Below are 13314 nucleotides of genomic sequence, written 5' to 3' on the forward strand. Positions count from 1 at the left end.
CCGGCCCGGCCACGCTCCCCGATCGTGCGCGCTACCCCCGCGACCGCGCCTTGAACGCCGCCTTGCGGGCCTCCTTCGCTGCCTTCTTCTCCGGGTGGAGGCGGCCGACCGCCTCCAGGACGTCGGCCGTGGCGGGGTGCTCCACCCGCCACACCGACTCGAAGAATCCCTCGTGGCGTCCGGTCAGACCCGCTACCAGCTCGCGCAGCTCCGGGGATTCCTCCGCCACGTCCAGCTGCGCCGCGATCGTGTCGACCGCCAGCCAGAACACCATCTCCTGCGGCGGCGCCGGCACGTCCGCCGCGCCCCGCTCCACCAGCCACACCCTGGCCAGCCCTCCCAGCTCCGGGTCGTCCAGCCGTCCCCGTACCACCGGCTCCGCGGCCGCACCCGAAGCCCCCAGCAGCGACAGCGCCTCCTGGCACCGCAGCCGCCGCAGCGGGCCCCCCTCGTCCGCGCCGCGCGCCGCGTCCAGCAACTCGTCGGCCGCCGCGGCCGGTTCACGCCGTGCGAGCCACTGCTCGATCTCGGCCCGGGCGGCCAGTTCGGGGAAGTGGCCGATCCCGTCCAGCAGCACGTCCGCGCCCTTGTCCGCGAGGTCGCCGACCGCCGGGGCGTCCACCCCGGCCTCCAGCATCCTGGCCCGGATCCCGTACAGCCCCAGCGGTGTCAGCCTGACCATTCCGTACCGGGCCACGTCCTCCTCGTCGAGTTCCCCGTCCGCGGACAAAACCGGCTCCTCGCCCTCCTCCGCCATCAGCGCCTCGTCGACCGGCGTGTACTCCACCAGTCCGACCGGCTCCAGTACCCGGAACTGGTCGTCGAGCCGCATCATCGCGTCGGAGACCTGTTCCAGTACGTCGTCGGTGGGCTCGCCCATGTCATCGGGGACGATCATCGAGGCGGCCAGCGCGGGCAGCGGCACCGGGCCCTCACCGGATGCCGCGTCGGCCACCGTCAGCAGATACAGGTTGCCGAGCACGCCCTCCAGGAAGTCCGCCTCCTGCTGCGGGTCCCAGTCCAGGGCGCCGAAGTCGAGTTCGCCGTCCTCACCGAGGAGTGCGCCCAGGTCGTCCAGAACCGGAGCGGTCGCGTCCGCGAAGGCGGTCTCGAAGGCCTCCAGCCAGAGGCCGAGGATGTCCTGCGGGCTGCCGCCGAGCAGCGCGAGCGCCTCACCGGGCTCGGCCTTCCCCAGCGCACCCCGAGCCTCGGGGTCCTCGGGGTCGGTGATGTCGACGAGCCCGGTGTCCACGGCCGTGCGCCAGGCCTCGCTGGCGTACGCGGCCGCGTCCTCGGCGTCCTCCACCCCGTCCGCCGCGCCGAGCCCCAATGCGGCCGCGGCCAGCGGCAGTTGCTCCTCGACGAGTTCGCCGCCCGCGCCGACCCGGGTGTCCGGCGAGGCCCAGCGGGCAAGCTTCACGGCCCGGGCGAACAGCGGTGCGGCCAGCGCGTCCCGCGCCAGCTCCGCGTCCGAGTGCAGCCGCACCGGCGGCAGGGTGGGGCGGTCTTCGGACATCTGGGGGTTCTCCTCGGGCGATGCGGCGGGGCACCCAGGACCAGGACAGACAGGACCAGGGGCACGCGGGACGTAGACGTACGGGTGTCGAGCGGCACCCAGCGTAGACGCATTTGCACCGATCCCATGGGGTTCATGTACTCGTCAGGTTTCGTGCATCCGGGGATCATCCCCCGATCCTTGACAACACCCGTACGCACACAAGAGATTGACGCGCGTAGAACCATTCCTTCCGCGCCCTGCTCTCACCCTCGGAGTCCCCGATGACGTCCCGCCTCTCCTTGCAGCGCACCAGCCTGCCGAGAACCACCGCGGTCGCCACCCTCCTCACCACCGCCCTCGCCGCCGGTCTGCTGACCGGCGCGACGAGTGCCGCCGCGGGCGACGGAGCCGCCGCCCCGGTCCGTATCCACGACATCCAGGGCACCACCCGGATATCCCCGCTCGTCGGCCGGCAGGTCACGGACGTCGAGGGCATCGTCACCGGTGTCCGCACCTACGGCTCCAAGGGATTCTGGTTCCAGGACCCCCGGGGCGACGGCAACGCGGCCACCAGCGAAGGCGTCTTCGTCTTCACCAGTTCCAACCCGACGGTCGCGGCCGGCGACGCCGTCAAGGTCTCCGGCACGGTAGGCGAGTACGTCCCCGGCGGTGCCGCCTCCGGCAACCAGTCGCTGACCCAGATCGCCAAGCCGACGGTCACCGTCGTCTCCTCCGGCAACCCGGTGCCGGCCCCGGTCGTCGTCACCTCCCGAACGGTTCCGTGGCGTTACGCCCCCGCGGGCGACCCGGCGGCCGGCGGCAGCGTCAACGGCCTCACCCTCAACCCGCGCCGCTACGCCCTCGATTACTACGAGTCCCTCGAAGGCAGCAACATCCGCATCGGCTCCTCCCGGGTGGTCACCGCGACCGACGCGCACGCCGAGCTGTGGGTGACCGTCAAGCCGCAGGAGAACCCCAACCGGCGCGGCGGCACCGTCTACGGGTCGTACGACGACCAGAACACCGGCCGCCTCCAGATCCAGCAGCTGGCCCCACTCGCCCAGCAGCCCTTCCCGAAGGCGAACGTCGGCGACGTCCTGTCCGGCACCACCGAGGGCCCGCTCGACTTCAACCAGTACGGCGGCTACACGCTCACCGCCCGCACCCTGGGCACCGTCGTCGACCGCGGCCTGAAGCGCGAGCAGACTCGCGAGCAGTCCTCGCGCGAGCTGGCCGTGGCCACGTACAACGTGGAGAACCTCGACCCGACCGACCCCCAGGAGAAGTTCGACGCCCTCGCCAAGGCCGTCGTCGCCAACCTCGCCTCGCCCGACATCCTCGCCCTGGAGGAGATCCAGGACGACAACGGCGCCAAGAACGACGCCACGGTGAGCAGCGCCGCCACGGTCAAGAAGTTCACGGACGCGATCGTCGCCGCGGGCGGCCCGGCCTACTCCGCGACGTCGATCGACCCGGAGAACAACAAGGACGGCGGCGAGCCCGGCGGCAACATCCGCCAGGTCTTCCTCCACAACCCCGCCCGGGTCTCCTTCACCCACCGTGCGGGCGGCGACGCCACCACGCCGACCGGTGTCGTACGGGAGAAGGGCCACGCGGCCCTCACCCTCTCCCCCGGGCGGATCGCCCCGGCCGACACCGCCTGGGAGAACAGCCGCAAGCCCCTCGCGGCCGAGTTCTCCTTCCGTGGCGAGCCGGTCATCGTGATCGCCAACCACTTCGGCTCCAAGGGCGGCGACGAGGCCCTGACCTCGCACCACCAGCCGCCGGTCCGCTCCTCGGAGGTCAAGCGCCTCCAGCAGGCTCAGGCCGTCAACACCTTCGTGAAGGACATCCAGAAGGCCGACCGCCGGGCGGACGTCCTGGTCGTCGGCGACATCAACGACTTCGAGTTCTCCGCCACCACCAAGGCCCTGACGGCGGGCGGCGCACTGAACGCGGCCATCAAGTCGCTTCCCCGCCCGGAGCGTTACTCCTACGTCTACCAGGGCAACGCCCAGGTCCTGGACCAGATCCTGACCAGCCCCTCCATCCGCGACTTCGCCTACGACAGCGTGCACATCAACGCCGAGTTCGCGGACCAGAACAGCGACCACGACCCGCAGGTGATCCGCTTCAGGCCGTAGTCGCCGCACCTTCCTCTCCCCGCTGTGCGCCCGCGCTCAGGCCGAGTGCGGGCGCGTAGCGCCGGATCCGGCTGCCCTTCAGGCCGGGGAAGGTGTGCACGCGCTGCCACGCGGGTGACGGTTCGCCGTCCTCGGGGGCGTTGAGCATCGCGAGGTGGGACGCGGCGTCGGTCCACTCGGCGAAGTTCAGCGCCCGGGTGCCGTCGACACCGACGTGGAAGTGCGCGGACAGGGACCCGTCGGCCGCCCCCGGCTCCACCTCGAACGCGGCGAACACCGCGTCAACCCACTCCCGCAGCCGCCCCGGATCGGCCCCGTCGAAGTCCACCTCGATCACCGCCACACATCCCGGCAGCCGGTCGTCCCCCTCGGTGACCATGCTGCGATAGCGCTCGTACGCATGAATGCCCACGCGGCGCACCCCGGGCACCGCCGCGTCGATCTCCGCGTTCCGCTCGTCGCGCCCCTGCCGGAAGAAGGCCTGGTGCGCACCCTCGTCCCGCCACTGGCTGTAGTGCAGCAACGTCCGCCCGTCCTCGCCGACGTACACGCTGTACGCCAGGGGCCCCGCCTCGGGCCACTCCCGCGCGAGCCACGCCGTGCCGATGGCGTCGACGGCCGCCCGCTGCCCCTCCGGCGAACCCACGTCCCACGTACTCACCTTGACCACACCCACCCCTTCACGGAGAAGTGCGGTACGCGGCTGAATGACGGTTTTGGCCATCTCGACCTCCTCGGAGCCCGTGTCCCTGCTCCCACTCGGGCGCCCGGACCGTTCCGGGCACCGCTCTGAAGATCACCTTGCAACCTCAACCGCCCCTGAGGTCAAGCGCGTTGAGCCGGTACGTCACTTGGGCGCTGTCAACGCCCACGGCGTCACGTCGAACGCGTCCACCATCTGCACGTCCCCTTCCAGCGGGAAGCTCCGCACATCGCGCCCCGGGCCGGCCGCGATCTCCAGCGCCTGCGCCTTCACCACACCGTCGTACGGCCGCCAGTCGAGCCGGGAGTGCGCGATGCCGCCGGGGGGCAGCGTCACCACCGCGTCCGCCCGCTTGCCCTCCTCCCGGACGTTCACCTCGATGTCGACGAGGCTGCCGTCGGAGGCGTACGCCTTCACGGAGGGGCGGCCGGAGAGCTGGTGGGGTGTGGTGCCGCAGTTGGTGAGGGTGAGTACGGCGATCCGGTGCGAGAGGGCTGCCTGGATCTCGCCCATGTCGACGCGCAGACCGGCGGAGCAGCCCTCGGTGGGAGGGGGGCTGTAGGTGGAACCGGCGGGCGGCGGGGCCTGGGTGGGGCGCGCGAGCACGCCGCCACCGCCGTCAGGGGTGGGGGTGCGGGTCAGCGACGGCGACGGGGACGCCGTGGCCGCCCGGGTCTCGCCCTCGCCCGAGGGCACCAGGAATCCGTCGCAGCCGGTCAGTACCGTCCCGCACAGCAGCACGGCGGCCGCGGCCCGTATCCGTACACTCATCATCATCGCCCGCACTCCTGTTCCCCGCGCGGTCCACCCCGCGCCTCCCCTGCGGGGATCATGCCAGAGCACCGGGGGCCATCCCCCGCAGCACGGGCCCTCACCCCTCAACCCTTAACCATCACTTGCCATTCGACCGGAGATAATCTAAGTAGACCTTCACGGTCCGCACGCCCGACACTGCACCCATGACCCTCCCCGCCCCGCGCCCCGCGCCCACGGCCCCCTTCGGCCGCGCCCTCTGCGCGATGATCACCCCCTTCTCCCCCACCGGGGACTCCGTCGACCTCGCCGGCGCCCAGAAGCTCGCCGACCGGCTGACCGCCGACGGCGGCTGCGAGGGCCTCGTCCTGAACGGCACCACCGGCGAGTCCCCCACCACCACCGACGCGGAGAAGACGGCCCTGCTGCGGGCGGTGCGCGAGGCCCTCGCGCCGGGGATCCCGGTCCTGGCGGGCGTCGGCAGCGCGAGCACCGCCCACACCGTGGAGCTGGCCCGCGAGGCCGAACGGGCGGGCGCGGACGGCCTGCTGGTCGTCACCCCCTACTACAGCCGCCCACCCCAGGCCGCCATCGAGGCCCACTTCCGCCGGGTCGCCGACGCCGTCTCCCTCCCCGTGATGCTCTACGACATCCCGGGCCGCACCGGTGTCCGCATCGAGTACGAGACGATGCTCCGGCTCGCCGAGCACCCCCGCATCACCGCCGTCAAGGACTGCTCGTACGACCTCCTCACCAGCGCCCGGGTGATCGCCCGCACCCGGCTCGCCTACTACTCCGGCAGCGAGGAACTCAACCTTCCGTTGCGCGCGGTGGGCGGCACCGGCTATGTGAGCACCGTGGCGAACGTGGCCCCGCACGCCCTGCGCGCCGCCCTCGACGCCTTCGACGCGGGCGAGGTCGCGGCAGCCACCCGCCACCACCAACTCGCCCTTCCCCTCGTCCAGTTGATGATGGCCTCGGGCCTCCCCGGCACGGTCACCACCAAGGCGCTCATGGGTGCGCTCGGCCTCCCGGCCGGCCCGGTCCGCGAACCATTGCAGCCCGCCGCCACCGAGGTGGTCGACGGGCTGCTGGCCGCGTACGCGGAGCTGATGGCTCAGGACTGATCCGGCGCCTGGGCCCCCTCCAGCACGTACGTCCGGCCGAGGATCGCCGCGTGTTCCAGCACGTCCTCCAGCGGGTCGTCGATCTGGCCGGTGCTGAGCAACGCCACCCGGGGCGCGTTGTGGGAGTTCTGGTGCGTCTCGTCCGCGTACGCGACCGGGGCGGACACCGCGACGGCGAGCGCGGCGCCCGCCCCGAGGACTCCGAGCAGACGGATCAGCTTGTGCTTGTCATTCAAAACCGGCGCATCCATGATCGGCTTAACCACCCGTACGGCCCAAAGGTCACGGAGGGCGACGCTCCACTCGGTCGCGCCATGCGGTCACGCCGCACTCGCGCCACTCAGTTGTGGCTGTGCAGCACCTCGTTGAGTCCGCCCCAGACCGCGTTGTTCGGGCGGGCCTCGACCGCGCCGGTCACCGAGTTGCGGCGGAAGAGGATGTGGGAGGCGCCGGAGAGCTCGCGGGCCTTGACGATCTGGCCGTCGGGCATGGTGACGCGGGTGCCGGCGGTGACGTAGAGACCCGCCTCGACGACGCACTCGTCGCCCAGCGCGATGCCGACGCCGGCCTCGGCGCCGACCAGGCAGCGCTCGCCGATGGTGATGCGGACGTTGCCACCGCCGGACAGGGTGCCCATGGTGGAGGCGCCGCCGCCGATGTCCGAGCCGTCGCCGACCACGACACCGGCGGAGATGCGGCCCTCGACCATGGAGGTGCCGAGGGTGCCGGCGTTGAAGTTGACGAAGCCCTCGTGCATCACGGTGGTGCCCGCGGCGAGGTGGGCGCCGAGGCGGACGCGGTCGGCGTCGGCGATCCGGACGCCCTGGGGGGCGACGTAGTCCGTCATGCGCGGGAACTTGTCGACCGAGGTCACCTGGAGGTGCAGGCCCTCGGCGCGCGCGTTGAGGCGCACCTCTTCGAGGCTGTCCACGGCGACCGGGCCGAGCGAGGTCCAGGCGACGTTCGCGAGCAGGCCGAAGACGCCGTCCAGGTTCTGTCCGTGCGGCTGCACCAGGCGGTGCGAGAGCAGGTGCAGACGCAGGTAGGCGTCGTGGGCGTCCAGCGGCTTGTCGTCGAGCGAGGCGATGACCGTACGAACGGCGACGACCTCGACGCCGCGACGGGTGTCGGGGCCCAGGGCCTTGGGGGCGGCGGCGCCGAGCAGTTCGCCCGCGCGCTCGGCGGTGAGGCGCTCGGTGCCGGCCGGGCCGGGCTCTGCGGTCAGCTCGGGCTTGGGGAACCAGGTGTCCAGGACGGTGCCGTCGGCGGCGATGGTGGCGAGTCCGGCGGCGACGGCGCCGGTGGTGCGAGTAGCAGTCGTATCGGTCATGGCAGAAAACCTAACCGGCGGTGGCCCGCGCGGGCGAACCGGTCTCGCCCTGCGAGCTCGCGCCCGACGCCGGCGGGCCCTGCGGACGTACCTCCGGAGCATGCACATCCGGAAGCGGAGAGTCCTGCGGCGCCACCTCAGGGGAGCCCCGCGGCGGCACCTCCGCGACCAACCGATCCTGCGGAAGTACGTCGCCGGGCCCGGCCTCCTCCCGAACCGTCGGCCACACCCGCCCCGCCACCACCACGGCCACGCCCGCGGCCACCGCCACCCCCAGGCACAGCGGCCACAGCAGGCCCGGCGCCGCCACGTACAGCGCACCGCCCAGCGGGGGCGCCAGCACGACGCCGCTCACCGAGACACCGGCGTACAGGCTCTGGAACCGGCCCTGCGCGTGCTCCGGCGCCTGGTCGGCCACGAAGGCGTTGGCCGGGGTCTTGTAGAGGATCTCGCCCGCGGTGAGCAGCAGCATCATCGTGGCTGCCAGGGCGATCCCGGCGCCGAGGACCAGCAGCCCGTACCCGAGCCCGACCAGGATCAGTCCGGTGCCGACGATGGCCAGCGGGGCGAATCTGCGCAGGGCCGCGGTGGCGGGCAGTTCCAGCAGCAGGATGACTCCGCCGTTGATGGCGAACAGCCAGCCGTAGGTCTGGGCGTCGAAGCCGTGGTCGGTGAGGAAGAGGGGGAAGGTCGAGAAGAGCTGGCGGTAGACGAGGTCGGCGAAGAAGCTCGCGACGAGGAGAACGATCACCGCGGGACGGTCCAGCAGCTCCCGCCGGATGCTCCGCCGCCCGCCCCCGGCCGCCGTCCCTCCGGGGCTCTTCGACCTGCCGCGGGCGGGCAGGACCCTCGCCGCGTACGCCGCGAAGAGCAGGGTCCCGATGCCGTCGGCGACGAAGATGCTGGTGTACGAGAACTGGGTGGCGACCAGCGCCCCGAGCGGGGCGCCCACGGTGAATCCGGCGTTGCTCGCGGCCCGCATCACGGCGAAGCCCTGGCGGCGGACGTGGTCGGGGACGGTGACGGCGATCAGGGCCGAGTTGCAGGCGCGGACGGCGCCCTGGGCGTAGTTGCACAGCGGCAGCACCGCGTACAGCGCGACGACCGGCACCAGCGGCAGCAGGACCAGGGTGGAGCCCGCCAGTACGGCCGCACAGAGCAGCGCCCTGCGGTGGCCGAACCGGTCTCCGAACCAGCCGCCGGTGAAGTTCCCGCTGACCAGTCCGAGCCCGCCGATGCCGGTGATCAGACCGGCCTGGGCGACGGGCAGGCCGCGCTCGCCGGTCAGATAGAGGAAGAGGTAGATGAAGGTGAAGGCGACGGCGCTGTTGAAGAACAGTCCGAAGGCCAGCTGCCAGACGGCCTTCGGCACGTCCCGGAACGTCCCCAACATCCCCACCCCGTTACTCAGTTCCTTTTCGAAACTGACTATGGCAGCATCACCGCCGAAGGTCAACGAAACGGGGAGCGGCACGGATGAGCAGTACGGCAGCAGAGCAGGACCGGGTACGCGCCCTGCCGGGCACCCGGATTCCGGACCTCCGCCTGCGGGACCACGGGGGCGCACCGCGCGACCCGGTCGCGGCGGACACCCCGTACACCGTCCTGTATTTCCTTCCCGGCGCGTACGCCCGCCGAGCCGCCTATCCGGCGGGCTGGGCCGGGATTCCGGGGGCGACCGGGTGCACCCGCCAGTCCTGCGCCTATCGCGACCAGCTCGCCGAGTTCCGCGCGGCGGGTGCGGCCGTGCACGGCGTCTCGACCCAACCCCCGCACGAGCAGCGGGCGTTCGCGGAGAAGGAGCGGCTGCGCTTTCCCCTGCTGTCCGACGCGGACCTCACCCTGGCCACCGCCCTGGACCTGCCGGTCTTCGACGTGGCCGGGGTGACGCGGCTGCGCCGGCTGACCCTGGTGGTCGACCGGGACCGCACGATCCACGAGGTGATCCCGGCGGACGGCGATGTCGAGGAGAGTGTGCGCAGGGCCCTGGCGGCGGTGCTGGTCCGGACCCGGGCCCTCAGTGCGCCCCGCCGAGGTTGAGCAGCACCACCCCGCCGATGACGAGCACGATGCCCGCGAGTTTTACCGCACTGGCCGACTCGCCGAGGAAGAGCATCCCGATGCAGGCGACGGCGGCCGTGCCGACCCCGGCCCAGATCGCATAGGCGGTGCCGACCGACATGGTCTTGAGGGTCTGGGCCAACAGGCCGAAGGCCAGCAGATAGCCGAGGACGGTGATCACGGAAGGCCAGAGCCTGGTGAAGCCTTCGCTGTATTTCATGGCGGTGGTACCCGCCACCTCCGCCGCGATGGCCGCGGCAAGCAGAACGTAGGGCATCCGCCGAGCGTACGCGTGCCCTACGCAGCTATCCCCCGCCTCTCCGGCATCCCTGCTCGCGTCACCCCCGATCCCTGCCCCTCTCCCCGTCACCCCTGCCCGGGCTTCGGGGCGAACTTGGCCAGCCGGTTGCTGAAGGCCTCGACGCGCGGGCGGTAGCGGGTGTTCTGGAAGGAGCGGATCAGCCACTGGCCGTCCCCGCCGCGCACCATGACGTACGTCTGCACGGAGAGCGCCCGCGCGGACGGCTCGGCCCGCTTGCCCTTGAGCACGCCGCCGCGGGAGTGGACCAGGGCGACGTCCGGGGCGAGCAGGACCACGCTGTCGACGGACGACCACAGCCGGGACCCCTTCAACACGCCCTCGAACAGGCCGCGATGCCCCTCTTCGATGCCCCTGCGGCCCCGCATCCGGCCGCCGTAGAAGGTGACGTAGTCGGCGTCCTCGGTGAAGGTCGCACCGTAGGCGCCGGTGTCGGCCCAGGCGAGCCGGTTCCGCTCGAAGTGGGCGCGGACGGCGGACTCTGCTTCCGCGGCGGTGGTGGTCATGGCTTCCTCCTCAGGAGTGGGTTACGATTACTTGCACACATGCAATATATGCAGACACGCAAACATTGGGCAAGAGGCGAGGAGACCCATGACCGACTCCGACCGCGCAGAGGTGTTCCGGGGGCTGGCGGCCGGCTACCGGACCTACTTCACCGCCATGACTCTCAGCGGTCAGCGCGCCGCCGACGCACTCGGCCAGAACCCCACCGACTTCCACGCGCTGAATGCCCTGGAGCAGTCCGGCCCGCTCACCACCGGTGCCCTCGCCGCCCGGGTCGGCCTCTCGCAGAGCGCCACCACCCGGCTGGTCGACCGCCTGGTCCGCAACGACTGGGCCCGCCGCACCCCCGACCCGGCCGACCGGCGGCGGGTACTGGTGGAGGCGGTGCCACTGACCGAGGAGGAGCAGCAGCGGTCACTGGGGCCGGTACGCCGACGGCTGGGCGAGGTGCTCGACACCTTCGACACCGATGAACTACGCGTCCTCCAGCGCTACTTCGCGGCGGCCACCCCGGCACTCCAGGAGGCCGCGGCGGAGATCACGGGCAAGGCCCGCACCCCCTGAGCCACTCACCTCACTCGGTCACCGTGAAGGTGACCGCCCGCGCCTTCTTCCACTCCGGCCGCTCCTGGTACTTGGCCGCCACCCCGTCGCCGTACCGGTCGACAGGACGCTCCCGTCAGGATCAGAACACCCGGCGCCGCCCCTGTGGCACAGCGTCCCCGTCACACACCGTTCCGCCGCCCCCGGGAACCCGGCTACGGTGGGCCGCCCCTCACCCACCTGAACCTCACACACCACGAACACCACAAACACCACGGAGTCACAGTGAGCCACTTCTCGGGCGGACCCTACGGAAGCCCCCCGCCCGGCCCTCCAGGACCGCCAGGCCCCCCGGGCCGGCAGGGCGGTTGGGCGCCACCGCCCCAGGCGCCCAAGCCCGGGGCGATACCGCTGCGCCCGCTCTCCGTCGGCGACATCCTGGGCGGCACCTTCTCGGCCTTCGGCCGCCACTGGAAGCAGCTCATCGGCCTGGCCGCCCTGGTGTACGGGCTGGCCGCGCTGCTCACCGGCGGCGCCGTGGCCCTCGCCGTCTCCTCGCTCACCGACGAGTTCAGGGGCATCGAGCGGTCGATCCGCGCGGACGACCCCGAGCCGCCGTGGGACCTCTTCGGCACCATCGCCCTCACCTTCGGTGGCGTCGCGCTGGCCGGCACGGTGTGCATGCTGCTGGCCACGGCGCTGACCCAGGCCGCCTCCCCCGTGGTGCTCCAGGAGGCGGTGCTCGGCCGCCGGACCACCTTCGGCGCGGTGTGGAGCCGGTCGGTCCGCCGGATGCCCTCGGTGCTCGGGGTGCTGCTGGTGCCCTGGGTGATCACCTTCGTGGTGATGGCGCTGCTGATGACCGGATATGTGGCCCTGCTGGTCACCGTGCTGGCACGCGAGAGCGGTGATACGGCCTGGGTGCTGGCCGCGGTGGGGCTGCTGGGTGCGCTGGTGCTGGGCCCGCTGGCGATCTGGGTCTGGGTGCTGTTCAGCCTGGCTCCGGCCGTCGCGGTCTTCGAGACCGCCGGGCCGGTTCAGGCGCTGCGGCGCTCGGCCCAACTGGTCAGGGGCTCGTGGTGGCGGATCTTCGGAATCACCCTGCTGGTGTGGGCGATGGCGATGGTCGCCGGCTACCTCATCCAGCTGCCGTTCGGCTTCCTGGGGATGTTCTCGATGTTCCCCTCCATGGATGCCGACCCCGCCGCGAGCCAGGAGGCGGAGGCGATCCAGATCTTCGTCTCCATGGGCGGCTATCTGCTGATCACCATGCTCGGCGGCTTCGTCAGCCAGATCCTGGTGACCTTCTTCCCCCAGCTCGCCACCGGCCTGCTCTACGTGGACCAGCGCATCCGCAGGGAGAACCTCGCGCCGGCCCTGACGGAGGCGGCGTACGGGCCGCCGCAGTACTGACGTACCGCCCGGACTCGACGCCTGGACACGACGCCCGGACACGACGGTGCCCCCGGCGCTCCTCCTGAGGAGGGCGCCGGGGGCACCGTCGTACATGCACAGCGGAACTCAGACGTTGAAGCCCAGCGCCCGCAGCTGCTCGCGGCCGTCGTCGGTGATCTTGTCCGGGCCCCACGGCGGCATCCAGACCCAGTTGATCTTGAGCTCGTTGACGATGCCCTCGGTGGCCGACTTCGCCTGGTCCTCGATGACGTCGGTCAGCGGGCAGGCCGCCGAGGTGAGCGTCATGTCGATGGTCGCGATGTTGGCGTCGTCGACGTGTACGCCGTAGATGAGGCCGAGGTTGACGACGTCGATGCCCAGCTCGGGGTCGACCACGTCGTACAGGGCTTCGCGGACCTCTTCTTCGGAGGCCGGCTTGGTGGTCAGGGTCTCGTTGTCACTCATGCCGTCTCCTTCTTGGCGCCGTCGCCCAAAGCCTGGGCGGTCGCGTCCTTCCATGCCATCCAGCTCAGCAGCGCGCACTTGACCCGCGCCGGGAACTTGGACACCCCGGCGAACGCGACCGCGTCCTCCAGGATCTCTTCCATCGCGTCGTCCGGCTCGACCGCGCCCTTGGACTGCATCAGCTCCAGGAAGGTCTCCTGGATCTTCTGCGCGTCGCTGAGCTCCTTGCCGACGAGGAGGTCGTTCAGCACCGAGGCGCTGGCCTGGCTGATCGAGCAGCCCTGCCCCTCGTAGCTGACGTCCTCGATGCGCTCCCCGTCGTACTTGACGCGCAGCGTGATCTCGTCGCCGCAGGTCGGGTTGACGTGGTGCACCTCGGCGTCGCCGTCGCGCAGCCCGCGGCCGTGCGGGTGCTTGTAGTGGTCCAGGATCACGTCCTGGTACATCGAATCCAGCTTCACAGTTCGCT

Annotated in this window: 14 protein-coding genes and 1 pseudogene; 5 read left to right on the top strand and 10 right to left on the bottom strand. The window is 71.6% G+C overall.

Translation table 11 applies throughout. The annotated features are described in order from the left end of the window. Positions 1-31: 31 nt before the first annotated feature. The gene (locus ACIA73_RS31860; RefSeq protein ID WP_399442344.1) at positions 32-1516 is read right to left on the bottom strand and encodes a hypothetical protein; all 1485 of its coding nucleotides are present in this window, start codon (positions 1514-1516) and stop codon (positions 32-34) included. Positions 1517-1779: 263 nt separating this feature from the next. Between ACIA73_RS31860 and ACIA73_RS31865 the strand changes: the two genes are divergently transcribed. Further along, positions 1780-3642, top strand: coding sequence for an endonuclease/exonuclease/phosphatase family protein (locus tag ACIA73_RS31865; RefSeq protein ID WP_399442345.1), 1863 nt, complete (start codon positions 1780-1782; stop codon positions 3640-3642). Here the strand turns inward: ACIA73_RS31865 and ACIA73_RS31870 are convergent. Together ACIA73_RS31870 and ACIA73_RS31875 are read right to left on the bottom strand one after the other, a co-directional pair. Continuing rightward, positions 3632-4366, bottom strand: a complete 735-nt coding sequence (locus tag ACIA73_RS31870) for an antibiotic biosynthesis monooxygenase (RefSeq protein ID WP_399442346.1) — start codon at positions 4364-4366, stop codon at positions 3632-3634. The genes ACIA73_RS31865 and ACIA73_RS31870 overlap by 11 nt on opposite strands. A gap of 123 nt (positions 4367-4489) precedes the next feature. After that, a complete protein-coding gene (locus ACIA73_RS31875; protein ID WP_399442347.1) occupies positions 4490-5122 on the bottom strand; it encodes a DUF4232 domain-containing protein in 633 nt (210 codons plus the stop codon). Positions 5123-5304: 182 nt separating this feature from the next. On the opposite strand from ACIA73_RS31875, the gene dapA reads away from it, so the two are divergent. Continuing rightward, a complete protein-coding gene (gene dapA, locus ACIA73_RS31880; RefSeq protein ID WP_399442348.1) occupies positions 5305-6225 on the top strand; it encodes a 4-hydroxy-tetrahydrodipicolinate synthase in 921 nt (306 codons plus the stop codon). Here the strand turns inward: dapA and ACIA73_RS31885 are convergent. The 3 genes from ACIA73_RS31885 to ACIA73_RS31895 form a co-directional block, all read right to left on the bottom strand. Further along, entirely contained in the window at positions 6216-6440 is a 225-nt protein-coding gene (locus ACIA73_RS31885; protein ID WP_399442380.1) for a hypothetical protein, read from the bottom strand. The genes dapA and ACIA73_RS31885 overlap by 10 nt on opposite strands. Positions 6441-6565: 125 nt before the next feature. Then, positions 6566-7555, bottom strand: a complete 990-nt coding sequence (dapD, locus tag ACIA73_RS31890; RefSeq protein WP_399442349.1) for a 2,3,4,5-tetrahydropyridine-2,6-dicarboxylate N-succinyltransferase — start codon at positions 7553-7555, stop codon at positions 6566-6568. A gap of 10 nt (positions 7556-7565) precedes the next feature. Beyond that, positions 7566-8945: an MFS transporter gene (locus ACIA73_RS31895; RefSeq protein ID WP_399442381.1), complete on the bottom strand. Its 1380-nt coding sequence runs from the start codon at positions 8943-8945 to the stop codon at positions 7566-7568. A 104-nt stretch (positions 8946-9049) separates the two neighbouring features. Here ACIA73_RS31895 and ACIA73_RS31900 point away from each other — a divergent pair. After that, positions 9050-9595, top strand: a pseudogene (locus ACIA73_RS31900) (peroxiredoxin); the annotation flags it as partial. Here the strand turns inward: ACIA73_RS31900 and ACIA73_RS31905 are convergent. Continuing rightward, complete coding sequence (locus ACIA73_RS31905) at positions 9573-9893, bottom strand: DMT family transporter (protein WP_399442350.1); 321 nt, start codon at positions 9891-9893, stop codon at positions 9573-9575. The pseudogene ACIA73_RS31900 and the gene ACIA73_RS31905 overlap by 23 nt on opposite strands. An 89-nt stretch (positions 9894-9982) precedes the next feature. Beyond that, a complete protein-coding gene (locus ACIA73_RS31910; protein ID WP_399442351.1) occupies positions 9983-10441 on the bottom strand; it encodes an SgcJ/EcaC family oxidoreductase in 459 nt (152 codons plus the stop codon). An 88-nt stretch (positions 10442-10529) separates the two neighbouring features. Between ACIA73_RS31910 and ACIA73_RS31915 the strand changes: the two genes are divergently transcribed. After that, on the top strand, positions 10530-11006 hold the full coding sequence (locus ACIA73_RS31915; protein ID WP_399442352.1) for a MarR family winged helix-turn-helix transcriptional regulator: 477 nt from the start codon (positions 10530-10532) through the stop codon (positions 11004-11006). A gap of 264 nt (positions 11007-11270) precedes the next feature. Beyond that, on the top strand, positions 11271-12398 hold the full coding sequence (locus ACIA73_RS31920; protein ID WP_399442353.1) for a hypothetical protein: 1128 nt from the start codon (positions 11271-11273) through the stop codon (positions 12396-12398). 108 nt (positions 12399-12506) lie between these two features. Here ACIA73_RS31920 and ACIA73_RS31925 read toward each other — a convergent pair whose 3' ends face one another. Continuing rightward, positions 12507-12845: a metal-sulfur cluster assembly factor gene (locus tag ACIA73_RS31925; protein WP_362415176.1), complete on the bottom strand. Its 339-nt coding sequence runs from the start codon at positions 12843-12845 to the stop codon at positions 12507-12509. Then, complete coding sequence (gene sufU / locus ACIA73_RS31930; protein ID WP_399442354.1) at positions 12842-13306, bottom strand: Fe-S cluster assembly sulfur transfer protein SufU; 465 nt, start codon at positions 13304-13306, stop codon at positions 12842-12844. Before sufU ends, ACIA73_RS31925 begins: the two co-directional genes overlap by 4 nt. Positions 13307-13314 lie beyond the last annotated feature (8 nt).

The organism is Streptomyces sp. NPDC051561, assembly GCF_044454195.1.
Classification (GTDB): Bacteria; Actinomycetota; Actinomycetes; order Streptomycetales; family Streptomycetaceae; genus Streptomyces.